The following is a 23,128-nucleotide window of genomic DNA, read 5'->3' as shown; positions in this document are numbered from 1 at the left end:
CTGGTTAAAACATAAACAAGCGCATAATAAGTTATGCACATTTAGTCTGAATATTCGGTAAAATTTAGGCAATTTTTAGAGTCTGTTTAATTTTTCTTAATCTCTTTTTCCCATTTAATACTTTGGTCTGATACTTGAGTGTCAGATTCAATGCATGGCTGATTATCATTTTTGAACATTCTCTTGAGCCTTTTGAGACTTGATCCGGTTCATCCTGAGAAGGGATGAAGAGGTCAGTATATTTCTCAAAATGGTCTTTCTTATTTTTGATATCGTTCAAGTAGATTTATTATGGCGAAACAACCAATTTATAAGTCACTGTATTTTCAAGTGATTGTGGCCATTATCGCAGGTATTCTGGTCGGGCATTTTTCGCCTAGTGGTACGCAAATTATCAATGGCGTAGAACAGCATGTCCCTGGCTTGGGCGAACAGCTTAAACCGCTTGGTGATGCATTTATCCGTCTGATTAAAATGATTATCGCACCTGTGATTTTCTGTACCGTGGTCAGCGGTATTGCAGGTATGGAAAGCATGAAATCAGTCGGTAAAACTGGTGGTGTGGCTTTACTTTACTTCGAGATCGTATCCACGATTGCTTTGGTCATCGGTCTGGTCGTGATTAACATCGTCAAGCCTGGTGTGGGCATGAACGTTGATCCTGCTTCACTGGATACCACTGGCATCAGTAAATATGTCGCTTCAGGTGAGTCACAATCGACTATCGACTTCCTGATGAACATCATTCCAAATACGGTTGTGGGCGCATTTGCAGAAGGCGAAATCCTGCAAGTTCTATTGTTCGCGATCATCTTTGGTTTTGCACTGCATAAGCTAGGTGATCAAGGCAAGCCAGTCCTGAAACTCATCGACCAGATTTCACATGTGTTTTTCAACATCGTGAACATGGTGATGAAACTTGCTCCAATTGGTGCATTTGGTGCAATGGCGTTTACAATTGGTAAATATGGTATTGGTTCTCTTGCTCAGCTGGCACAGTTGATCATTTGTTTCTATGTTACCTGCGTACTGTTTATTTTCATCGTATTGGGCTCAATTGCGCGTTTCGCAGGGTTCAGCATCATGAAGATGATCCGCCTGATTCGCGAAGAACTTCTGATTGTACTGGGGACGTCATCTTCAGAATCAGTACTGCCACGTATGTTGAAGAAACTGGAACTTGCCGGTGCAGAGAAGTCGGTGGTAGGTCTGGTGATTCCAACTGGTTATTCATTTAACCTGGATGGTACGTCGATTTACTTGACGATGGCTGCAATCTTTATTGCGCAAGCAACCAATACGCAACTTGACTTGTCTCATCAAATTACCCTGCTTCTGGTACTTCTGATCTCATCTAAGGGTGCGGCAGGCGTGACTGGTTCAGGCTTTATTGTGATGGCGGCAACTTTGGCTGCTGTAGGGAATATTCCTGTTGCAGGTCTGGCATTGATTCTCGGTATTGACCGTTTCATGTCTGAAGCTCGTGCCTTGACCAATCTGGTCGGTAACTCTTTGGCGACTTTAGTGGTTGCGAAATGGGTGGGCCAGTTAGATATGGACAAGCTGAACTATGCTTTAGCAAATCCTGCAGAAATTGACGAAAAAATGGCACAAGAAGGCAATAACGCTCACTAATTTTGAATCTGTCTTTCATGTCTAAAAGGGAAGCTTCGGCTTCCCTTTTTTATTGACTGTGAAGTTAGTAAAAAGATGAATGCCGGCACATGACAGGGAGCAGGAAAGTCGATAGTCTGTGAAAAGGAAACTAAAATGATAAACAACAAGGACAATAGAATGCTTGCCTACGATGCCGATCTAGAATTATTCCGCGATAATTTTAAACGCTTTATGAACGAACATGTCGCACCGTACTACGACCAGTGGGAACGTGAAGGTCTGATGCCGCGTTCAGTCTGGAATGCACTCGGTGAAAATGGCTTCTTGTGTGTCGATGTTCCAGAAGAATATGGTGGCTATGGGGTGCCGACCGATTATTCCTTGATGCTGATCGAAGAATCTGCACGTGCCGGATACAGTGCGATTGCCACAGGTCTGTCTTGTCATTCCGATATTGCAGCACCGTATATCCTGCATATCGGTACCGAAGAACAGAAAAAATACTGGTTACCAAAAATGGTCACCGGTGAAGTGGTCGGTGCGATCGGCATGACTGAACCGGGTGCTGGTTCAGATTTGCAAGCTATGCGCACCAGTGCCATCTTGCATGATGAACATTATCTGTTAAATGGCTCAAAAACCTTCATTTCCAATGGTCAGCATGCTGACTTGGTGGTGCTTGCCGTCAAAACCGATCCGCAAGCCCGTGCCAAAGGCGTTTCATTGTTGCTGGTCGATACCCATCTGGAAGGCTTTAAAAAAGGCACCAATTTGGACAAGATTGGTCTGCATGCTCAGGATACGTCTGAACTGTTCTTCGACAATGTCAAAGTGCCAAAGGAGCAATTACTGGGTCAGCCGGGACAGGGATTTGCTTACCTGATGCAGGAATTGCCGCGTGAGCGTACCGCCATTGCTGCCACCGCTCTAGGCGCCATTCGTGGATCTATTGATGTGACCACACAGTATGTGAAAGAGCGTCAGGCTTTTGGTCAGGCGATCGGTCAATTCCAGAATACCCGTTTTGTGCTTGCGCAAGCGAAAATTGATGAATTGGCGACCGCAGCATTTTATAACCAGAATCTTGAGCTTTATATGCAAGGGAAACTGGATGTAGAAACTGCAGCGGCATTGAAGAGCTTTTCTACCGATATGCAGATGAAAATCGCGGACAATCTCCTGCAATTATTTGGGGGTTATGGCTATATGACTGAATATCCAATTTCACGTTTCTTCGTTGATGCGCGGATCCAGCGGATTTATGGGGGTACCAATGAAATCATGAAGGAGATTGTGGCCCGCGGTCTGTTAGGGCGTTAATAGCTCAACCATAAAAAAGAGTCCCGAAGGACTCTTTTTTATAGGGGAGAACATGGCCAAGATGGGAAATATTTTTTAAGACTTTATGATTTTAAAACATCCAAACATTCATGAATAAAAATGGGTAAATCATTGGGTAGACGCGATGAAATCAACTGATTATTGTCATTCACCAGTTCTGCATCATAATACGTTCCACCGGCACGTTGGACGCGACTGGCATGCGCGCGAATACTGGTAATAATTCGATTTTTCAGCACATCTGCTTCACACAGTAATAATGATGCATCACATAAACTAAAGATGGTTTTCTTGGCTTGATTAAAAGCCTGGATAAATTGCAGCACCCGCATATCGGTAGATAAAGAAACTGCAGATTCACCGCCAGGAATCAGCAAGGCATCAAAATCATCAATACTGATTTGTTCGATGTCCCGGTCAATCGTCACTGCAGAACAGCCATGCAGACCATAGACCACTTTTCCTGCATTAAACTCAATATTACAGATGCTATGCTTTGCTTCCAGCAAGGCTGCAACGGGTTCAAGATATTCCTGATCTTCAAAATTATTCGTCAAAAGTACAGCTATTCTTTTTGGCATGACTGACACCCAAACGCTTGTTTTAAGTTAGACTATCTATGATTGGTTAAAAAACCGTCTCTGCTTTGTAATTGAGTAGTGATTTAATGTAAAAAAATAAGTGAAATCAAAGAGAAGTCGATAAAAATGGGATTGCAGAGTGTGCATTTTATTGTGAAATCTATCTTAGATATGAATGGTTCAAAAATGACGTTTGCGAAGCAATTATTTTAATTTTCTTATGCTTAAAACCGCTATATAGATTAAGAAATAGTGATATTTCATCTTCCTTAAAATCAGTTAATATGGACAGGCAAAGTTTACAATTTAATAATGTAAATCAAGCAGAAAAGCTGAAGTAAATGTTACCAGATATGACTAAAAGCGATAAACGGTTAAAATCAACTGTATGTTTTTAAGACTTAATCTACCAATGTCATATTGCGTAACCTTTGAAAGCTCACTATTGTTATACTGAACAGATAAGGTTTATGAAGGGCGACAGAACAATGATCAACGACGATCAAAACACCACGACTTCTCTTGATTTGGTAAAAATTCGTGAAGATATCGATTCTGTTGATCAGCAAATTCAGCAATTGATTAACCGTCGGGCACGTTTGGCTGAAGCTGTGGCAAAAGCAAAGTTTGCCTCAGAAGAGAATCCGCTGTTTTACCGTCCAGAACGTGAAGCTCAGGTTTTGCGTAATGTCATGGAACGTAATGAAGGGCCATTGTCTGATACCACCATGGCACGTCTGTTCCGTGAAATCATGTCGGCCTGTCTTGCACTTGAAGCTCCGCAAAGCATTGCTTTCTTGGGACCAGTCGGGACCTATACTCATTCTGCGGTACTCAAGCACTTTGGCCATGATGCTGTGGTTCGTCCTTTACCGACCATTGATGAAGTTTTCCGTGACGTGGAAGCAGGCAGTGCCCATTATGGTCTGGTGCCGGTAGAAAATTCCTCTGAAGGCGTGGTTAACCATACTTTGGACTGTTTTAAAACATCGAACCTGAATGTGATTGGCGAAGTTGAATTACCGATTCACCATCAGTTCCTGATTTCTGAAAATACCCGTAAAGACAGCATCAAACAGATTTATGCGCATCAGCAGACTTTGGCTCAATGCCGTAAGTGGCTGGATGCTCATTATCCAGGTGTGGAACGTGTCGCTTTAAGTTCCAATGCGGAAGCAGCACGCCGTATTCGTAATGAATGGCATTCTGCTGCAATTGCTTCTGAAATTGCCGCGAGTATCTATGACCTCGAAATCATGCATAGCAATATCGAGGACAATCCGGAAAATACCACACGCTTCCTGGTGATTGGTCGTGAAAAAGTGCCGCAAAGTGGTAATGACAAGACTTCATTACTAATCTCAGCGCATGATCGTGCCGGAGCTTTGCTGGAAATTCTGGCGCCGTTTGCCAAGCACAATATCAGCCTGACCAGTATTGAAACCCGGCCTGCACTTCCTGAAAAATGGGCTTATGTGTTCTTCATTGATCTTGAAGGCCATATTGAGCAGGAACACGTGAAAGCAGCCATTGAAGAAATTCGTCCTTTGGTTAAAGAAGTTCGCGTGCTCGGTTCATATCCTGCAGCTGTACTTTAAGTCAGCTATACGTGGTCAGGGCGAGGGTGCTGACCACTGTTTTATACCCAAAATTGGAAGTCTAAAATGTCGTTTGTTCCAGCCAATTCAGGCATCTCAAAATTAAAGCCATATCAACCGGGTAAACCGATCAGTGAACTTGAGCGCGAGTTGGGTCTTACCGATATCGTCAAACTGGCTTCAAATGAAAATCCGCTGGGTTGTTCAGATAAAGTCAAAGAAGCGGTCGCTGCGGAAATTGCTGAAATTGGCCGTTATCCAGATGGTGGTGGTTTTATCCTGAAAGATCAGATCAAAACCCAGTTTGGTTTTAATCATGATCAGATTACCTTGGGGAATGGTTCAAACGACTTACTGGAAATGTTTGCCCGTGCATTCGTTTCAGAAAATGATTCGGTGGTGTATAGCCAGCATGCTTTTGCGGTTTATGCATTGGTAACTCAAGCCATTAATGCGCAAGCGATTGAAGTACCAGCTAAAGGCTTTTCGCATGACTTGGAAGCAATGGCGGCTGCCATTCAGGACAATACCAAACTCGTCTTCATTGCAAACCCGAATAATCCAACAGGAACCTGGTTCGAAGAAGCTGAATTTGAAGCTTTCATGCAAAAAGTTCCTGCTAATGTCATCGTGGTTCTGGATGAAGCCTATGTGGAATATTTCCCGGAAAACTTCAACAGCTTGAAATTCCTTGCGCAATATCCAAACCTGATCGTTAGCCGTACTTTGTCGAAGTGTTATGGTTTGGCTGCACTACGTGTTGGTTTTGCTATGGCTTCAGTTGAAGTGACAGATTACCTGAACCGTATTCGTCAACCATTTAATGTCAACCATTTAGCGATGGTCGCTGCGGTGGCTGCACTGAAAGATGAAGACTTTATCGCGCGTTCTCGTGAAGTGAATAAAGCCGGTATGGCGCAACTTGAAGCTGGCTTTAAGGCTTTGGGTCTTAACTATGTGCCTTCACGTGCCAACTTTATTCTGGTAGATGTACAGGCAGACCCATCAGCAACCTTCAATGGTTTGCTCAAACAAGGGGTGATTGTGCGTCCGGTTGGTATTTCAAATCACATTCGCGTATCGATTGGTACTGAAGCAGAAAATGCGAAATTCTTGAGCGCATTGGCTAAAGTACTCGGTTTAGAGGCAAAAGCTTAAACCATGTCGCAGCCACTGTTTGAAAAAGTTGCATTTATCGGGCTTGGACTGATTGGTTCAAGTCTGGCGCGTGTCATTCGAGCCGAGCATTTGGCCAATGACATCGTTGCATCGACACGTTCACAAAAGACTTTGGAAGATGCTAAATCTCTTGGCCTGATTTCCGAAGGCTATGCCGATCCTGTAGAGGCGGTCAAAGGTGCTGATCTGGTAGTGCTTGCATTGCCGGTACGTGCCACGCAAGAGGTGTTGGAAGCCATTCAGCCTTATTTATCTCCCAATACCATTATTACTGATGTTGGTAGTACCAAAGGTAATGTGGTCGATGCAGCGAAAGCGGTTTTTGGCGATGAACTGCCTGAAGGTTTTGTACCGGGCCATCCGATTGCAGGTGCCGAGCATACTGGGGTACATGCAGGTAAAGTTGATTTATTTGCCAATCACAAAGTGATTTTGACGCCACTGCCAAGCAGTGCAAACTGGGCCGTCGATAAACTGATTCAGCTGTGGCAAGCGGCGAAAGCCGAAGTGATTTGCATGGATGTCGACAAGCACGATGAAGTGCTGGCGCATACCAGTCATCTTCCGCATCTTATGGCATTCAACTTGGTTGAACAATTGGCCAAGCGTGAAGACAATTTAGATATATTTCGTTATGCTGCGGGTGGTTTTCGGGATTTCTCGCGAATTGCCGCCAGCGATCCACAAATGTGGCATGACATCTTTTTTGCTAATAAAAAAGCAGTTCTGAATGCTGTTGATGGCTTTGAACAGCAGCTCGCGATTATCCGCAAATTGATTGAAGATGAAGATTCCCACGCATTGATGGGCTTATTAGGTCATGCGCAGGCAGCTCGCCAGCATTTCAACCATATGCTCGCCAAGAAACCTTTCATGGAGAAAAATAAAGTGACACAACAATTTACCATTCAGCCGGGTGCCAAGAAATTTCAGGGTAAATTTACCGTGCCAGGTGACAAATCTGTGTCACATCGCTCGATCATGTTTGGTGCGATTGCAGAAGGTACCACACATGTGACCGGCTTTTTGGAAGGTGAGGATGCTCTAGCGACACTGCAAGCTTTCCGTGATATGGGTGTGAGCATTGAAGGCCCTAAAAATGGTGAAGTGACCATTCATGGTGTTGGCATGCATGGCCTTAAAGCGCCACAGTCTGCCATTTATATGGGCAACTCGGGCACTTCAATGCGTTTGTTGTCGGGTATGCTGGCTGCACAAAAATTTGATTCAGTCATGACTGGTGACGCATCTTTATCCAAGCGTCCAATGGAGCGTATTGCCAAGCCTTTACGTGAAATGGGTGCGCAAATTCAGACCACAGGTGAACGCGGCACACCACCTGTATCCATCACCGGCAATCAAAACCTTAAAGGGATTCAGTACGATTTGCCAATGGCCTCTGCTCAGGTGAAATCAGGGATTCTACTTGCAGGTCTATGGGCGGAAGGTGAAACTTCGGTGACTGAACCAGAACCAACACGCGACCATACTGAACGTATGCTGCGTGCATTTGGTTATGAAGTGAAAACAGAAGGCAACCGAATTTCCCTGCAAGGTGGCGGCAAGTTAGTGGGTACCAACATTCAAGTGCCTTCAGATATTTCTTCAGCAGCCTTCTTTATGGTGGGTGCGGCTATTACTGAAAATTCGGACGTCACCCTTGAAGCGGTAGGCATTAACCCGACCCGTACTGGTGTGATCGAAATCCTCAAGCAAATGGGTGCGGACATTACAGTTGAAAACGAGCGTATTGCAGGCGGTGAACCGATTGCTGATATCCGTATTCGTGGTACACGTACATTAAAAGGGATTCATATGCCGGAAGATCAGGTGCCATTAGCAATTGATGAATTCCCGGCGCTATTCATTGCCGCTGCATGTGCTGAAGGTCAGACAATTTTGACCGGTGCTGCCGAGCTTCGCGTGAAAGAATCGGATCGTATTCAGGTCATGGCAGATGGTCTTCAAACCATGGGCATCGACTGTACCCCAACTGAAGATGGCATCATCATTGAAGGTAAGGGTAAGTCCGGTGACTGGTTGCCAATCTTTACGGGTGGTGAAATTGAATCGCATCACGATCACCGTATCGCGATGAGTTTTTCGATTGCCGGTTTGCGTAATTCGGAGCAGATCAAGATTGTCGGAACCGAAACGGTCGCAACCAGTTTCCCGACCTTCACAGAATTGACCTCAATCGCAGGACTGCCAATTCAAGTATCAGAATAATTTTTAAAATTATGTGAAACAGCCAAGCTTTTGCTTGGCTGTTTTGTTTATATTGCTTATGCTAAACCCATATAAGAAAAAAGCCATTTGGAAGTAGCGATGCGAAAATTAAAATTCATGGCCAATACCCAGAGCCAAACACCACGGGATGGTCAAGAAACCCAGGAATATGTAGCACATTTACTTGCCGAAAAATTAGGTAAATACGGTTTTCAGACCTTAAGCCAAAGTGGTGCTCAGGTTGCCGTCAGCGTAGAAGAACATGCGCTGCCTTTATCAGTGAGTTGCGAAACCAGAGATGAACAAGGGCATCTGGTCTGTGAGATTGCCTCATATCCTGAAGAAGAACAGGACTGGCTGGATCGTATCACCGAAAGAAGTTTGCTTAATCAGCTTGCACAGGCAGTGGAAACCTCTCTAAAAGAGCAGGAACGCTTTAGCGAGTTTGAATGGAAGAGCTAATTCAACAGACTCAATCAGCTTTGCCTACACTGCAAAGTAAACGCTTGATCCTGAATTGTTTTAAATCAGCCGATGCCAAAGAAACTTATGCTTCAATTACGCCGAGTTTGACACGTTTTATGGCGTGGGACCCACCACAATCTGAACAGGGATTTGCAACAGTCTGGCAAAATTGGCTGGAAAATATGACTGATTATAAAGAATATGTATTTGTGATCCGTCATATTGAAACACAAGAATTTATTGGGCTATGTGGTTTGCATCGACTTCATGATGAAATACCTGAAGTCGGTATTTGGATTCGTGAAACTGCACATGGTCATCATTATGGACATGAGGTAGTGCATTGTGTTGTGGCTTATGCTTTCAATACATTAGGGATTCAAGTTTTAAGCTACCCGGTAGCAGAAGAAAACTGGGCTAGCCGTAAAATTGCAGAACGCTTGGGCGGAAAAATTATCCGCTACATCGATAAGCCTAAATATCGGGCTGTGATGTATGAAATTTTTGCAGAAGATTTTGTCTTTTAATAAAAAAACCCATCATTTGATGGGTTTTTTATTTAGCCAAGCGCTAAGTACCGGGTCATTGCGATCCGCAATTGCTTTAAATAGCCGGTAAAGAAGTGGTTGGCACCAGGTAATACGGTCACTAAATGGCGTTGTGGCTTTGCCCATTCAATCATATCTGAGAGCAAAGTCACCTCATCGGCTTCACCATGAATGAACAGAATGTCGCCTTTAATGGCGGGCGTCACATAATGGCGAATACCAGCCACTGTTGCAGTCGGCAGACCACATAAAATGGTTTGCTTTGGTTGCAATTCTACCGGTAAGGCTGCATAGCTTTTTGCCATGACATGCGCACCAAAACTAAAACCGCCTGCATAAAAAGGCAGGGCAATATGCTGGTTGCGAGCTAACCGAATGACTTCTAATACATCATCCGTTTCACCGAAGCCCTCGTCGTGTATACCTTCACTTTGACCAGAACCACGGAAACTTGGACGATACACAATACAGCCACGTTCCAGATACATTTGTGCCAGTAAAACCGGAACCTTATGTTGTGGTGTACCGCCTTGCAATGGATGGGGGTGACAAACTACCGCGAATCCTTTCACTTCACCCTGAGGATAATCCACAAAAACTTCAATCTGACCCGCAGGCCCTTGAAGAAAAATTTGCTCGGGCATATAAAAACCGATGATTAACAGGAGAATCGTGCATTTTAACGATTATGGTGAATAAAAACATGAATTGGAATTAAAATAAGCAGACTGATATAGTTTGATTAATCATTTTTTGACCAGGTTGCCATGCTCGCTTTAATTTCTCCAGCCAAAACTCTCGATTACGATACTCCATTACCGACTGACCAATTTACTCAAGCGAGATTATTAGAACATTCACAGGACTTGATCAACATTTGTCGCACACTTTCTGCAACAGAAATTTCCAGCTTAATGAGTGTTAGTGAAAAAATTGCCACTTTAAATACCGCACGTTTTAATGACTGGCAACCGGATTTTAATTTAGCCAATGCCCGTCAGGCGATTTTTGCATTTAAGGGTGATGTCTATACCGGACTGGATGCCTATAGTTTGAAGCACGAAGATCTGCACTATGCACAAGACCGTTTACGTATGTTGTCTGGATTATATGGACTGTTACGTCCTTTGGATCTAATGATGCCGTACCGTCTGGAAATGGGAACCAAGTTAGCCAATTCCCGTGGGCATAATCTATATGAGTTCTGGGCTCATCACATTACTGATCTGATTAATCAGGATTTAACCGCAGCAAATTCTGAAATTCTGGTGAATATTGCTTCTGATGAATATTACAAATCAGTCAACGAGCGCAAAATTCAGGCAGACATTATCAAGCCGGTATTTCTGGATCAGAAAAATGGCAAATATAAAGTGATTAGTTTCTATGCCAAAAAAGCACGCGGTCTCATGGCGCGTTTTATGATTGAAAATAAAATTGATTGTGTCGAAGAGTTGAAAGCTTTTAATAGCGATGGCTATTATTTCGATGCAGACAGTTCACTTAAGGGAGAACTGGTGTTCAAACGTGATGAACAACTGAGTGCATAAATGAGATGATTCCCAGTATTCAGCATGAGGATATATATGCCGGATATTGGGATGTCGTTATTATGGTTAGGTTCTTGAACTATGTACATGCATGTGATGTGAGTAGGGAATAATAGACAGCATCATGACAACTATAAAATCTGTAATTCTTGAATATCAGGTAGAGCTTCAAGGTAATTAAAAATAAAAAATATCGCTAAACATCTTAAAATCCCTAGTAAAATCTCCCTTATTTAGATCATTTTATTCTAAAAATTAAAGTTGAGCATTCTTGGAAAAGGCCGATAAAATAAATCGAAATAATTTCTATTGAATAGGTTAGATTTCATTTATCTCCATATCTTAATTTTGAATAAACTTCTTTTAGGTGGTTTAAAAAATATATTAAATTCAATTATTTAGTTTTTTTTAAAAGGATTTTTAATAGGATCGATTTTTTGAAAAAAGAATTATAAATTAATTAAGTATTAATAAATAAAACGACATAAAATTAATATTTAGAGGATAAATAAATGCCTTCTATCGGGTTAAATGTAAACTATGTCACAAGTTTGTTAGGTTTTTTGTTAGCATAATTGCATAGTGTTACAAAGCAGCATAATAAAAATGAAAATATATGCTATCCCTGTTTTTGCCTTAATGATCAGTTTATTAGGATTTTGTGTCCATAAACAGTCAGAAATCAGAAAATATGAAAAGATCCGTCATGTCTTGAACGATGGACGTGATTCAAGCAAATTGCTGGAATCCAATCGGCATCGACATTAAGCAGGTTATATATCTTCCTCCCGCCAATTGGGCTGGATTAATAAAATTAAAACCATAATAAATATAATAAAATTTTTTAAATATTCAACTGGAATATATTAATTTCTAATAAAGTGTAAAATCAAATAAGCAATAAGAAATCAATGTGTTATAATTTGCCAACGATCAGGATGAAGCAGAATTCATCTTGTTAAGCATTTGATTTAAATCGAGAAAATAAAGCTGCATAAAGGTTATGCAGCTTTTTTGTTTAGATTTTTTTTGGGTTTTTATAGCATAGCCCTGGGGCTGTAAGCTGTTCCAACATTTTAACCCGTCAAATGGCTATGCTGGCATATTCGTTGCTAACACATCCTTAAAATTGATGAATTTTTTTATAAAGTTTCATTTATTTGACGGCTTGCTTAAAGCATTAAGTTTACTCAATAGGGGCTAGGTCATGACGACTCCTAATCCATCTTCAGAAAGTATGCTTGAACGTCTGTTTAAACTGAGTGAAAACAAAACCAGTTTCCGTACAGAAGTTCTTGCCGGTGTAACTACATTCTTAACGATGTGTTACATCATTATTGTCAATCCGATGATTTTGTCCGAAACGGGGATGGATCATGGGGCTGTCTTTGTAGCAACCTGTCTTGCAGCCGCGATTGGCTGTTTAGTCATGGGCTTGATTGCAAATTATCCAATTGCACTTGCACCAGGCATGGGCTTAAATGCCTTCTTTACCTATTCCGTCTGTTTGGGAATGGGTGTGCCTTGGCAAACAGCACTCGGGGCTGTGTTTATCTCCGGTCTTGTGTTTATTGCGATCAGCATGTTCAAAATCCGTGAAGCCATTGTAAATGCGATTCCAATGTCGCTGAAACTGGCCATCGGTGGTGGTATTGGCTTATTCCTTGCGCTGATTGCTTTGAAAAATGCCGGCCTTATTGTGGATAATCCCGCTACGTTGGTAGGTTTGGGTGATTTAAAGCAACCATCGGTTTTGCTTGCATTATTTGGTTTCCTTTTGGTTGTTGTGATGCATCACTTTAAAGTGCGTGGTGCGATCATCATCAGTATTTTGGTGTTAACCGGTATTTCAGCAGCATTGGGTCTGAGTGAATTTAAAGGTGTGGTTGGCGCAGTGCCATCGATTGCACCCACATTTATGCAAATGAGCTTTGAAGGTCTGTTCACTGCCAGTTTAATTGGCGTGATTTTTGTCTTCTTTCTGGTTGATCTGTTTGACTCAACCGGTACGCTCGTAGGTGTTTCACACCGTGCAGGCTTGTTGAAAGATGGCAAACTGCCGCGTTTGAAAAAAGCACTTTTTGCTGACTCTTCTGCAATTGTTGCAGGTGCTGCTTTAGGTACCTCATCGACTACACCATACATTGAATCTTCTGCAGGCGTAGCAGCCGGTGGTCGTACAGGTCTAACTGCTGTTGTAGTCGGTATCCTGTTTGTTGCCTGTTTGTTCCTGGCTCCATTGGCACAGTCTGTACCAAGCTTTGCAACCGCGCCAGCGCTGTTATTTGTCGGTGTCTTAATGATTCAAGGTATCGTGCATATTGACTGGGAAGATATTACAGAAGCAGTTCCTGCATTTTTAACCATTGTATTTATGCCATTTACCTATTCGATTGCGGATGGTATTGCGATGGGCTTCATTAGCTATGCACTGATTAAATTGTTAACCGGTAAAGCATCAACTGTACCGTATATGGTCTGGATTATTGCAGTACTATGGACGCTTAAATTCGCACTATTTGGCGGCTAATTTTTCTAGATTTGGAAAGGGTGTAAACTCAGTTTGCACCCTTTTTTTATTATTTTAGGTTTCATGAGGAGAAGCGATGAACCGTCTTGAGTTGATTCGAGCTTTGCCAAAAGCCGAGCTTCATGTTCATATTGAGGGCACTTTTGAGCCTGAGCTAATGTTTGCGATCGCTCAGCGTAATAAAATTGCCATCCCGTATAAATCTGTTGAAGAAGTTAAACAGGCCTATAACTTTCATAATCTTCAGTCCTTCCTGGATATTTATTATGCTGGTGCTACTGTATTGATTCATGAACAGGATTTTTATGATCTGGCCTGGGCGTATTTTGAGAAATGTGCTGAAGACCGGGTCGTGCATACTGAAATGTTCTTTGATCCACAGACCCATACCGATCGTGGCGTTGCTTTTGCAACCGTGATCAACGGCTTGCAAAAAGCCTGTGATGATGCCAAAACTAAACTTGGTATCAGTTCACATCTGATTATGTGCTTCTTGCGTCATTTAAGTGAAGATGCTGCATTTGCAACATTGGAACAGGCCTTACCTTATAAAGACCAGATTATTGCAGTCGGTTTGGACTCAAGTGAAGTCGGGCATCCACCTTCAAAGTTTGAACGTGTCTTTGCTAAAGCGCGTGAAGCAGGTTTCTTGGTTGTAGCACATGCAGGTGAGGAAGGCCCGGCAGCCTATGTCTGGGAAGCTTTAGATTTGCTGAAAGTGAATCGTATTGATCATGGTGTACGTTCGGAAGAAGATCCGGCGTTAATGCAGCGCCTGATCGCAGAAAAGATGCCACTGACGGTTTGCCCATTGTCAAACCTGAAACTCTGCGTCGTGGATGATATGCAGCAGCATAATATCCGTCGCCTCTTACAGCAAGGTGTGCATGTCACGGTCAATTCAGATGATCCATCTTATTTTGGTGGTTATATGAATGACAATTTTATTGCCATTGCTGAAGCACTGGATTTAAGCAACGAGGAATTGAAGCAGTTGGCCATCAACTCATTTGAAGCTTCTTTTATTACCGATGCTGATAAAGAGCAATGGATCAACCAGATCCGTGCCCTGGTTTAAGTTTTTAGATAACAGGCAGGGTACGCTCTGCCTTTGTTTTTTATAGATGGATATGAAGTTGAAACATGTAATTCTACTCATCAGTAGCGTGTTGATATCTGCCTGCTCAAATGCAGATATGACTTTGACACAGCGTACTTTAAAACCCGTGATTGAATACCAATGTGCAAAAGAATTGAAAGCATCTAAATTCTGGACTGCCTCGACCTATTTTATGCAGGACAAAAATAAAGCTGAACTTGAACAGAATGTCTGTTCATGTGTAGGTGAGCATGCACTCAAGGATATTCCGGCAAGCACTTTACTGAAAGCGACTCTGGATGAAGAAGTAAAGTCAAAACTCACACAACAGGCTATTGCAAACAGTCTGAAAGGCTGCATGACCGAGTTCTTAAAATAAAATCAGCTTTGCAATGAAAGCTGATTGAGTGTGGTTTTGCAGATTATTTTTTAGAAGATTTGGATTGTCGGGTCATGCTGTTGAGTACATGATCTTTATCGATAAAATGATGTTTCAGTGCTGCGAAAATATGTCCAACTAAAAGTAAGCCAACTGCCCAGGAAAGCCAGATATGCAGGGGTTTTACGATCGCGGTTACAGCCGGATTTTCTGCAATCAGTGCCGGCAGGTTAAATAAATATAGCACTGGTGCTGGATAGCCCAGACTCCAGCTATATAAACAGCCGGTGACAGGTAGAGCAATCAGCATAAAATACAAAGCCAGATGACCTGCATGTGCCAAAGTTTTCATCCGGGGTGACATAGTGTCCGGTAGTTCAGGGGCAGGATGGGTATAACGCCAGAAAATTCGCACAACCAACAGGAAAATAATGGTGGTGGCGATATTTTTATGCAGGGTGATGACATCGCCTTTAAAGCTGCCATCGACTTCATAACTTAAAAAATTCCCACTATAAAAACCAATCAGCCAGGCCGCAATAAAGATAACTGCCATGATCAAGTGCAGCCATTGTGCCGTGCGCGTGTAATATTGTACTTTTTCCATGTGATTTTCGATTGCCCTCAAAGATGAATGCACCTTAGCAAAGGGCGAATCAACTCAGCAATTCCAAATCTGCAACGCTATGGTGGCTTTCATGCAACATCTATTGAAATTGCTGGGTGCAGATTAAACATTCAGGATGATTTATAGATTTCTTATTCAGGTGAATTTCGGCACAATAGCGTCACGCTTCATATATGAATAAACAAGGAACAGATCTGTGAAAAAATTATTGGCTGCACTTGCTCCGCTTACTTTGGTTTTATCGGCTTGTGCAACAACAGGCAGCCCTGAAACGCAAACCACGACTCAACAGCTGGGTGGGGCTGCGCTTAAAATCGCGATCAATGCAAAATGTACGACTGAGCTGAATAATATTCCAGCATGGCAAACAGCTACACGTCTAATGACTACGACCCAAAAGCAGAATATCCAGACTGAAATTTGTGGCTGTGTCAGCGAAAAAGCACCCCAAAGCGTAACAGCGGTAGATTTGGCGACTGCAGCGATTGACCCGGCAGCACGTGCGACGATTGTCGGCAATGTGGTTGCAAAAACCATTAACGCTTGTGTAGCTGAAGCTGTAAACTAAGCCAAGATTAAATTGAAATAGGCTGACTGGTTCAGCCTATTTTTTATGGAAAAATAGACATGAAGATTGCTGGTGTAGATGAAGCAGGGCGTGGGCCATTAGTGGGTTCGGTGGTCGCTGCGGCAGTTATTTTGGATCCGAACAACCCGATTGAGGGTTTAAATGATTCTAAAAAACTCACTGAAAAGAAGCGTGAAAAACTTTTTATCGAGATTCAGGAAAAAGCGCTGGCATGGGCCATTGCTGAGGCTTCTGCGGCAGAGATTGATGAACATAATATTTTGCAAGCTTCTTTGCTGGCCATGCGTCGTGCTGTAGAAGCTTTGCCAGTTCAACCAGAGCATGTACTAGTCGATGGCAATAAAGTCCCTCAAGGCCTTCGCATGAGCTGTGATGCCGTGGTGGGTGGTGATGCACTGCATGCTGAAATTTCAGCAGCCAGTATTCTGGCGAAAGTAACCCGTGACCATCAGATGATCGAGATGGATCAGAAGCATCCGCAATTTGGTTTTGCCAAGCACAAGGGTTATCCGACCAAAGCACATTTTGAAGCAATTGCCTTGCATGGTGTCATTGATGAGCATCGCCGCAGTTTTGGGCCAGTGAAAAAGGTGATTGCAGCATTACAGCAGGGTGCAGAACTTTAAGTTTTATTTAAAGTAGTATCTAAGTATTTAATATTTTTATATAAAATGCGGACAAATTTAAAGCGGCTCAAAAGCCGCTTTATTCTTCGCACAAACATTAACGATTAAAGTTATTTTGTGTCTGGCTGTCATCTTCATAAGAAGGTTGGTAATCTTGATCGATATGTTGAAGATGTTCATGCATTGCACGTTCATGCTGGATACGCTGGTAAATCTCTTCACGGTGCACAGAGACTTCTTTCGGAGCATTTACCCCGATACGAACCTGGTTACCTTTTACACCAAGCACAGTCACACTGACTTGATCACCAATCATTAAAGTTTCCCCGACGCGTCGAGTCAGAATCAGCATGTTTTTCTCCTTGCAAAATGCAAAACCTGCAATCTATTGAATGTAAAACAAAAAGCACAACCAAAAATTACAAAATAAGATCTGGATAGAAATTCTGTCATCTGGGTGAAAGATTTTAATCTATCTCAGCTGGTTAAAAATCCTCAGGCTTAATATAACAGAGCCACTATAAAAAAAACTATAGTGGCTCTGCATTTTTGTAGACTTTTATAAAATACTGTCAAACAATGACAATATTCTATCTTAACGCTTAAGCACGTGCGCTAGATTCGCCTTGTTCACGGTCTAAACCGAATGCGGTATGCAATGAACGAACCGCAAGTTCAAGATAATTTTCTTCAATGATCACAGAAATCTTGATTTCAGACGTCGAGATCATCAGGATGTTAATACCTTCATCTGCCAATGCTGTAAACATTTTGCTCGCTACACCGGCATGTGAACGCATACCGACACCTACGATCGATACTTTTACGATATCTGAACGGGTCGCAACTTCACGTGCACCAATTTCTTGAGCAGTTGCTTCAAGAATAGCTTTGGCTTTATTTAATTCGCCACGGTTCACAGTAAAAGTGAAATCAGTTGTACCATCTTCTTCAACGTTCTGGATAATCATATCCACTTCAACATTGGCATCACCAATCGGGCACAAAATTTTAGAAGCAATACCCGGTTCGTCAGGCACGCCTAAAATAGTTAATTTTGCTTCGTCACGGTTAAATGCGATACCGGAGATAATTGGCTGTTCCATATTGTCTTCCAATTCAGTCGTAATAAGTGTACCAACGTTTTGCTTAAACTCTTCGTCGAATGCGCCATCGTTGTCATTGTCGAAACTTGATAATACGCGTAAAGACACCTGGTATTTACCAGCAAATTCAACTGAACGAATTTGCAGGACTTTAGAACCGAGTGACGCCATCTCAAGCATTTCTTCAAATGAAATACGATCAACTTTTTTTGCTTTTGGTGCAACACGTGGATCGGTGGTATATACACCGTCAACGTCGGTATAAATTTGGCATTCATCTGCTTTGAGTGCGGCCGCAATTGCAACACCTGAAGTATCAGAACCGCCACGCCCTAAAGTGGTGGTATTACCATGTTCATCAAAACCCTGGAAACCGGCAACGACAAGTACGCGGCCTGCATCCAGATTTGAGTTCAGGACTTCAGTATCAATAGATTCGATACGTGCCTTATTGAATGAGCTGTCGGTTTTCATGCCAACCTGGCGACCTGTTAGTGATTTTGCTTCAACTCCAATTGAGTTCAGCGCCATTGCTAACATAGAAATCGTAACCTGTTCACCCGTAGATACCATTTGGTCTAGTTCACGTGGGTCAGGGGTTTCGGTAATGGCCTTCGCTAAAGCAAGTAGACGATTGGTTTCGCCACTCATTGCTGATACCACTACCACTACCTTGTGGCCGTGGTCATGCCAGCGCTTTACACGACGAGCAACATTTAAAATGCGCTCGGGAGTACCCATAGAGGTACCGCCATATTTTTGAACGATTAATGCCATAGTTGTTCCATATAAGCCATGACCCTGATGTACCTATCAGGGTCAGTTACACAAAATTGAAGTTTTATTTTGCTGCAAGCCAGGCAGTTAAATCTGCCATCACTGGAGCAAACTTCTCGTTAAGTGGCGCGCCACCTTGTGCCAAGTCAGGTTTACCACCACCTTTACCACCTAGCTCAGTCGCTAAATGTTTGATGATGTCACCTGCTTTAATAGAAGCAGTAAAGTCTTTTGCCACAGATGCGATCAAGCTCACCTTGTCACCCTCTACACCTGCAAGAACAATCACTGCATTTTCTAATTTTGATTTCACACCGTCGTGCAGGTTGCGAAGTGCTTTCGCATGCATGTTTTCAACAGTTGTAATCAAGGTTGCACGACCTGCAATGCTTTGAACTTGGCTTAGAAGTTCACCGGCTTGCAGGCTAGCAAGTTTTTGATTGAGTTGTTCGATCTGTTTCTGCAAGCTCGATGCAGTATCAACCAACGCTTCAACTTTTTCTAAAGTCTGGTCTTTTTGTGCTTTGAGCAAACCGTTAATCGTATTGATATCGCGATCGGCTTTTTGCGCAACTTCAACTGCTTTAGTGCCTGTTACTGCTTCAATCCGACGTACACCGGCTGCCACACCACCTTCAGAGGTGATTTTGAACAGACCGATATCACCGGTACGTTTTACGTGAATACCACCGCAAAGTTCGATTGAGAAGTTTTTCTCTTCAATCACTGAACCCATAGACAGTACACGTACTTCGTCACCGTATTTCTCGCCAAACAGCATCATCGCGCCTTTAGCTTTCGCAGACTCGATATCCAGAAGTTCAGTAGACACCGCAGTATTGGCAATCACTTCAGCATTGACCAAACGTTCAATTTCTTGCAGCTGTTCAAAGCTTACAGGTTGGTCATTGGCAAAGTCAAAACGTAACACATCAGATGCAACCAATGAACCTTTTTGCTGTACATGTGAACCTAAAATTTGACGTAACGCAGCATGTAGCAGGTGAGTCGCAGAGTGGTTGCGCGCAGTTGCTGCACGAATATCTGCTTTTACTGTTGCTTCTACATTTTGAGTAACTTTCAAGTTACCCATCGTCACGATACCTTGGTGTACAAATGCGCCACCAGATTTTTTGGTATCTTGAACTTCGAAAATACCAGTATCGTTTTTGAAGAGTCCTGTATCACCGATTTGACCGCCGCTTTCTGCGTAGAAAGGTGTTTGGTTGAGTACGATCAGTGCTTCATCGCCTTCAAACACTTCATCAACTTGCTCGCCATCTTTGTAGATTGCGATGATTTGACCTTCACCTGCAGTTGCGTCATAACCATCAAACTGAGTTTCGCCTTCAACTTTAACTACGCTGTTGTAGTCGATCGCGAATTTACCTGCATCACGTGCGCGTTGACGCTGTGCAGCCATTTCAGTTTCGAAACCAGCTTCATCAATGGTTAAGTCACGTTCACGTGCGATGTCAGCAGTCAAGTCAGTCGGGAAACCATAAGTGTCGTAAAGTTTAAATACCACTTCGCCCGGAATCACAGAACCTTTTAACTGTGCCAATTCGCCTTCAAGCAATTTCAAACCTTGCTCAAGTGTTTTGGCAAATTGTTCTTCTTCTTTAAGAAGTTGTGCTTCGATACGTGCTTGTTGAGCAGCAAGTTCAGGGTATGCATCGCCCATCACTTCGATCAGTGGCTTCAACATTTTGTGGAAGAACGAACCTGTTGCGCCTAATTTGTTACCATGACGTACTGCACGACGGATAATACGACGCAGTACATAACCACGACCTTCATTCGATGGGTTTACGCCATCAGCAATCAGGAATGAACATGAACGTGCATGGTCAGCAACGACTTTCAATGAAGCAGGATACTGAACTGGTGTGCCTTTCTCAGCAGCTTCAGCTTCAAGCGCTGTAGTGTCTAGGCCAACAATCTCAGCCGCAGCTTTTAATAAATGCTGGAACAGGTCAATTTCGTAGTTTGAATTTACATGCTGTAAAACTGCAGAAATACGCTCCAAGCCCATACCTGTATCTACAGAAGGTGCTGGAAGAGGGTGCAGTACGCCATCCGCAGTACGGTTGAACTGCATGAAAACGTTGTTCCAGATTTCAATGAAACGGTCGCCATCTTCTTCAGGAGAACCCGGTAGGCCACCCCAGATGTGATCGCCATGGTCAAAGAAGATTTCAGAACATGGACCACAAGGACCTGTGTCACCCATTGCCCAGAAGTTATCAGATGCGTATTGACCGCCTTTGTTGTCACCAATACGAATAATGCGAGAAGCGTCTAGACCGATTTCTTTGTTCCAGATGTCGAATGCTTCGTCGTCTGTATGGTAAACGGTTGCATAGAGTTTATCTTTAGGAAGACCAAGCCATTCTTCGTTAGTCAAAAAGTCCCAAGCAAATTTGATCGCATCACGTTTGAAGTAATCACCAAAGGAAAAGTTACCCAACATTTCAAAGAAAGTGTGGTGACGTGCTGTATAACCCACATTGTCCAGGTCATTGTGCTTACCACCTGCGCGCACGCATTTTTGTGATGACACTGCACGTACATAATCGCGTTTTTCTAGACCTAAGAAGCAATCTTTAAACTGGTTCATACCAGCATTGGTGAACAGCAAAGTTGGGTCATTGGCAGGTACTAGAGAACTCGACGCGACACGTGTATGCCCTTGCGATTCAAAGTAACGCAAAAATGCTTCACGAATTTCAGCTGATGTCATAAAACGAGTACTCACAACCAAGTCACTCCATAATTTCCGATTTGGCTAAAACACCACAGTCTGACAAGCATATAAGAGCTCTGCTGCAATGCGGGGGCTTAAAAATTTAAAACGCCAAATTATAACGGAAAAAGCAGTATGCACCAATCATTTTAAAACCAATTGCTAAGGATTTATTTACTCAGGTTTTTTGCTGAATAATTAAATTGAATTTTCCCACAGTAGAATTCGTGGATATCCATCACATTAAAAATAACTGGAATTTTAAATGACCCAGATACAGACGGATGGATCAGAAATAAAATAATCGAAAATCAGTATTTTCTCTGAAGTTTTTTAATGTACGGCGCCAGAAATCCTTTAACATAGAAGAGTTTTAAAATAGGCATATAAAAGGTCGAGTCATGCAACGAGTGGCAATCAATGGATTTGGGCGTATTGGACGGAATGTACTGCGCGCATGGTTTGAAAATCCGAAAGATTTTAATTTTGAAATCGTTGCCATTAATGATATTGCCGATGTTGAAACCCTGATCCATCTATTTAAATATGACTCGACCCATGGCCGTTTTCCGGGGCAGGTGGATCTCAGCTTTGATGCTGAACATATCTATATGCATATCAGCTATCAAGATGCTGCATTAAAAGTACAGGTTTTGTGTGAGTCGCAGCCGGCTAAGTTGCCTTGGCAAAACCTGGCGGTAGATGTAGTGCTTGAATGTACTGGACTGTTCCGTTCTCGTGAAGCCGCGACCCAGCATATTGGCGCAGGGGCGAAACGTGTGATTATTGGCGCGGCACCTTTTGATACGGTCGATGCCGCAATTGTCTATGGTGTCAATCATCATGAAGTCAAAGCATCGGACCAGATCATTTCCAGTGTTTCTTGTACTACGCAGGCTTTGGTGCCACTGGTCAAAATTATTGATGATGCATTTGGCATCAGTAGCGCCCTGATGACCGAAATCCATGCTGTTACGGCGGATCAGTCGGTACTGGATCATGCACATCGTGATTTGCGACGTGCACGTGCCTCGGGCCATAACATCATTCCGACCACTTCGAGCGCACTCGGTGCCTTAAAGCGTGTCATGCCAAAAATGGAAGATCGTATTGATGGTTATTCGATTCGGGTGCCAACCATTAATGTGGCCGCGATTGATTTGACCTTTGTCTCCCAGTCGCCGATTACCGATCACAAGTTAAATGAAGTTCTGATTAAGGCTGCCCAGCAGGATTTTGCGGAAATCATGGCTGTGACGGATGAGCCCTTGGTATCCAGTGATTTTAATCATTCCCCATATTCATTGATTGTGGATTTGACCCAGACTCTAGTCGTTGGGCATCAAGCTAAGGTTTTTGCCTGGTACGATAACGAGTGGGGCTATGCCAACCGTCTACTGGATTTATGTGAATCATTTCATTAAGTTCGGGTTATCTAAACCTCAAAAGCACCAAGACACGGTGCTTTTTTCTTTCCTATAAATATTCTGCAAGCCATGTTTTAAGAGAATTTGCCGGTAATTGTTCGAAAATCAGGAAT

General features: G+C 42.8%; 20 protein-coding genes. 14 read left to right on the top strand and 6 right to left on the bottom strand.

Features of this window, described 5'->3' with window-relative positions:
• Positions 1 to 291: 291 nt before the first annotated feature.
• Positions 292 to 1,635: a dicarboxylate/amino acid:cation symporter gene (locus tag G4D73_RS04335; RefSeq protein ID WP_004731608.1), complete on the top strand. Its 1,344-nt coding sequence runs from the start codon at positions 292 to 294 to the stop codon at positions 1,633 to 1,635.
• Positions 1,636 to 1,794: 159 nt separating this feature from the next.
• Positions 1,795 to 2,937: an acyl-CoA dehydrogenase family protein gene (locus G4D73_RS04330; protein ID WP_005106494.1), complete on the top strand. Its 1,143-nt coding sequence runs from the start codon at positions 1,795 to 1,797 to the stop codon at positions 2,935 to 2,937.
• A gap of 83 nt (positions 2,938 to 3,020) precedes the next feature.
• Here G4D73_RS04330 and G4D73_RS04325 read toward each other — a convergent pair whose 3' ends face one another.
• On the bottom strand, positions 3,021 to 3,539 hold the full coding sequence (locus tag G4D73_RS04325; protein ID WP_005106495.1) for a DJ-1/PfpI family protein: 519 nt from the start codon (positions 3,537 to 3,539) through the stop codon (positions 3,021 to 3,023).
• Between the two features lie 488 nt (positions 3,540 to 4,027).
• On the opposite strand from G4D73_RS04325, the gene pheA reads away from it, so the two are divergent.
• The 5 genes from pheA (at position 4,028) to G4D73_RS04300 (ending at position 9,537) form a co-directional block, all read left to right on the top strand.
• Complete coding sequence (pheA, locus tag G4D73_RS04320; protein ID WP_004278987.1) at positions 4,028 to 5,137, top strand: prephenate dehydratase; 1,110 nt, start codon at positions 4,028 to 4,030, stop codon at positions 5,135 to 5,137.
• 66 nt (positions 5,138 to 5,203) lie between these two features.
• On the top strand, positions 5,204 to 6,295 hold the full coding sequence (gene hisC / locus G4D73_RS04315) for a histidinol-phosphate transaminase (RefSeq protein WP_213687468.1): 1,092 nt from the start codon (positions 5,204 to 5,206) through the stop codon (positions 6,293 to 6,295).
• Between the two features lie 3 nt (positions 6,296 to 6,298).
• Positions 6,299 to 8,545 carry a bifunctional prephenate dehydrogenase/3-phosphoshikimate 1-carboxyvinyltransferase gene (locus tag G4D73_RS04310; RefSeq protein WP_213687467.1) on the top strand — a complete coding sequence of 749 codons (2,247 nt, stop codon included), beginning with the start codon at positions 6,299 to 6,301 and terminating at the stop codon, positions 8,543 to 8,545.
• A gap of 99 nt (positions 8,546 to 8,644) precedes the next feature.
• On the top strand, positions 8,645 to 9,007 hold the full coding sequence (locus G4D73_RS04305; protein WP_004278984.1) for a hypothetical protein: 363 nt from the start codon (positions 8,645 to 8,647) through the stop codon (positions 9,005 to 9,007).
• On the top strand, positions 8,995 to 9,537 hold the full coding sequence (locus G4D73_RS04300) for a GNAT family N-acetyltransferase (RefSeq protein WP_004278982.1): 543 nt from the start codon (positions 8,995 to 8,997) through the stop codon (positions 9,535 to 9,537). Before G4D73_RS04305 ends, G4D73_RS04300 begins: the two co-directional genes overlap by 13 nt.
• Positions 9,538 to 9,569: 32 nt before the next feature.
• On the opposite strand, the gene G4D73_RS04295 is transcribed toward G4D73_RS04300, so the two are convergent.
• Positions 9,570 to 10,202: an alpha/beta hydrolase gene (locus G4D73_RS04295; protein WP_213687466.1), complete on the bottom strand. Its 633-nt coding sequence runs from the start codon at positions 10,200 to 10,202 to the stop codon at positions 9,570 to 9,572.
• Positions 10,203 to 10,325: 123 nt separating this feature from the next.
• Between G4D73_RS04295 and yaaA the strand changes: the two genes are divergently transcribed.
• From yaaA to G4D73_RS04275, 4 genes are all read left to right on the top strand, one after another.
• Positions 10,326 to 11,108 (top strand): peroxide stress protein YaaA, encoded by a 783-nt coding sequence (gene yaaA, locus G4D73_RS04290; RefSeq protein WP_213687465.1) that lies wholly within the window; start codon positions 10,326 to 10,328, stop codon positions 11,106 to 11,108.
• A 1,207-nt stretch (positions 11,109 to 12,315) separates the two neighbouring features.
• Positions 12,316 to 13,638, top strand: coding sequence for an NCS2 family permease (locus tag G4D73_RS04285; protein ID WP_004645563.1), 1,323 nt, complete (start codon positions 12,316 to 12,318; stop codon positions 13,636 to 13,638).
• Between the two features lie 76 nt (positions 13,639 to 13,714).
• Positions 13,715 to 14,716 carry an adenosine deaminase gene (locus G4D73_RS04280; RefSeq protein ID WP_005103600.1) on the top strand — a complete coding sequence of 334 codons (1,002 nt, stop codon included), beginning with the start codon at positions 13,715 to 13,717 and terminating at the stop codon, positions 14,714 to 14,716.
• A 46-nt stretch (positions 14,717 to 14,762) separates the two neighbouring features.
• The gene (locus G4D73_RS04275; RefSeq protein ID WP_004278976.1) at positions 14,763 to 15,116 is read left to right on the top strand and encodes a hypothetical protein; all 354 of its coding nucleotides are present in this window, start codon (positions 14,763 to 14,765) and stop codon (positions 15,114 to 15,116) included.
• A 43-nt stretch (positions 15,117 to 15,159) separates the two neighbouring features.
• Here G4D73_RS04275 and G4D73_RS04270 read toward each other — a convergent pair whose 3' ends face one another.
• Entirely contained in the window at positions 15,160 to 15,723 is a 564-nt protein-coding gene (locus tag G4D73_RS04270) for a cytochrome b (protein WP_213687464.1), read from the bottom strand.
• Positions 15,724 to 15,940: 217 nt separating this feature from the next.
• On the opposite strand from G4D73_RS04270, the gene G4D73_RS04265 reads away from it, so the two are divergent.
• Together G4D73_RS04265 and rnhB are read left to right on the top strand one after the other, a co-directional pair.
• On the top strand, positions 15,941 to 16,312 hold the full coding sequence (locus tag G4D73_RS04265; protein ID WP_004278974.1) for a hypothetical protein: 372 nt from the start codon (positions 15,941 to 15,943) through the stop codon (positions 16,310 to 16,312).
• Between the two features lie 59 nt (positions 16,313 to 16,371).
• Positions 16,372 to 16,959: a ribonuclease HII gene (gene rnhB / locus G4D73_RS04260; RefSeq protein ID WP_005247416.1), complete on the top strand. Its 588-nt coding sequence runs from the start codon at positions 16,372 to 16,374 to the stop codon at positions 16,957 to 16,959.
• 97 nt (positions 16,960 to 17,056) lie between these two features.
• Here the strand turns inward: rnhB and csrA are convergent, their stop codons facing one another.
• The 3 genes from csrA to alaS form a co-directional block, all read right to left on the bottom strand.
• Positions 17,057 to 17,311: a carbon storage regulator CsrA gene (csrA, locus tag G4D73_RS04255; protein ID WP_004278972.1), complete on the bottom strand. Its 255-nt coding sequence runs from the start codon at positions 17,309 to 17,311 to the stop codon at positions 17,057 to 17,059.
• 250 nt (positions 17,312 to 17,561) lie between these two features.
• Positions 17,562 to 18,842 (bottom strand): aspartate kinase, encoded by a 1,281-nt coding sequence (locus G4D73_RS04250; protein ID WP_213687463.1) that lies wholly within the window; start codon positions 18,840 to 18,842, stop codon positions 17,562 to 17,564.
• A 64-nt stretch (positions 18,843 to 18,906) separates the two neighbouring features.
• Entirely contained in the window at positions 18,907 to 21,600 is a 2,694-nt protein-coding gene (alaS, locus tag G4D73_RS04245) for an alanine--tRNA ligase (RefSeq protein ID WP_213687462.1), read from the bottom strand.
• Between the two features lie 389 nt (positions 21,601 to 21,989).
• Here alaS and G4D73_RS04240 point away from each other — a divergent pair, with 389 nt between their 5' ends.
• On the top strand, positions 21,990 to 23,012 hold the full coding sequence (locus G4D73_RS04240; RefSeq protein ID WP_213687461.1) for a type I glyceraldehyde-3-phosphate dehydrogenase: 1,023 nt from the start codon (positions 21,990 to 21,992) through the stop codon (positions 23,010 to 23,012).
• Positions 23,013 to 23,128: the final 116 nt, after the last annotated feature.

It is taken from the genome of Acinetobacter sp. WY4 (assembly GCF_018438165.1).
Classification (GTDB): domain Bacteria; phylum Pseudomonadota; class Gammaproteobacteria; order Pseudomonadales; family Moraxellaceae; genus Acinetobacter.
Note: the sequence above shows the minus strand (reverse complement) of the source record. Positions and strands in the feature narration are given on the sequence as shown.

What these genes read in the sequence shown, in the direction of transcription:
- G4D73_RS04280 (WP_005103600.1), top strand. Translation starts at nt 13,715, where the DNA reads ATGAACCGTCTTGAGTTGATTCGAGCTTTGCCAAAAGCCGAGCTTCAT.
- rnhB (WP_005247416.1), top strand. Translation starts at nt 16,372, where the DNA reads ATGAAGATTGCTGGTGTAGATGAAGCAGGGCGTGGGCCATTAGTGGGT.
- hisC (WP_213687468.1), top strand. Translation starts at nt 5,204, where the DNA reads ATGTCGTTTGTTCCAGCCAATTCAGGCATCTCAAAATTAAAGCCATAT.
- G4D73_RS04240 (WP_213687461.1), top strand. Translation starts at nt 21,990, where the DNA reads ATGCAACGAGTGGCAATCAATGGATTTGGGCGTATTGGACGGAATGTA.
- G4D73_RS04335 (WP_004731608.1), top strand. Translation starts at nt 292, where the DNA reads ATGGCGAAACAACCAATTTATAAGTCACTGTATTTTCAAGTGATTGTG.
- G4D73_RS04310 (WP_213687467.1), top strand. Translation starts at nt 6,299, where the DNA reads ATGTCGCAGCCACTGTTTGAAAAAGTTGCATTTATCGGGCTTGGACTG.
- G4D73_RS04285 (WP_004645563.1), top strand. Translation starts at nt 12,316, where the DNA reads ATGACGACTCCTAATCCATCTTCAGAAAGTATGCTTGAACGTCTGTTT.
- G4D73_RS04330 (WP_005106494.1), top strand. Translation starts at nt 1,795, where the DNA reads ATGCTTGCCTACGATGCCGATCTAGAATTATTCCGCGATAATTTTAAA.
- G4D73_RS04250 (WP_213687463.1), bottom strand. Translation starts at nt 18,842, where the DNA reads ATGGCATTAATCGTTCAAAAATATGGCGGTACCTCTATGGGTACTCCC.
- pheA (WP_004278987.1), top strand. Translation starts at nt 4,028, where the DNA reads ATGATCAACGACGATCAAAACACCACGACTTCTCTTGATTTGGTAAAA.
- G4D73_RS04325 (WP_005106495.1), bottom strand. Translation starts at nt 3,539, where the DNA reads ATGCCAAAAAGAATAGCTGTACTTTTGACGAATAATTTTGAAGATCAG.
- G4D73_RS04295 (WP_213687466.1), bottom strand. Translation starts at nt 10,202, where the DNA reads ATGCCCGAGCAAATTTTTCTTCAAGGGCCTGCGGGTCAGATTGAAGTT.
- yaaA (WP_213687465.1), top strand. Translation starts at nt 10,326, where the DNA reads ATGCTCGCTTTAATTTCTCCAGCCAAAACTCTCGATTACGATACTCCA.
- G4D73_RS04275 (WP_004278976.1), top strand. Translation starts at nt 14,763, where the DNA reads ATGGATATGAAGTTGAAACATGTAATTCTACTCATCAGTAGCGTGTTG.
- G4D73_RS04270 (WP_213687464.1), bottom strand. Translation starts at nt 15,723, where the DNA reads ATGGAAAAAGTACAATATTACACGCGCACGGCACAATGGCTGCACTTG.
- G4D73_RS04300 (WP_004278982.1), top strand. Translation starts at nt 8,995, where the DNA reads ATGGAAGAGCTAATTCAACAGACTCAATCAGCTTTGCCTACACTGCAA.
- G4D73_RS04305 (WP_004278984.1), top strand. Translation starts at nt 8,645, where the DNA reads ATGCGAAAATTAAAATTCATGGCCAATACCCAGAGCCAAACACCACGG.
- csrA (WP_004278972.1), bottom strand. Translation starts at nt 17,311, where the DNA reads ATGCTGATTCTGACTCGACGCGTCGGGGAAACTTTAATGATTGGTGAT.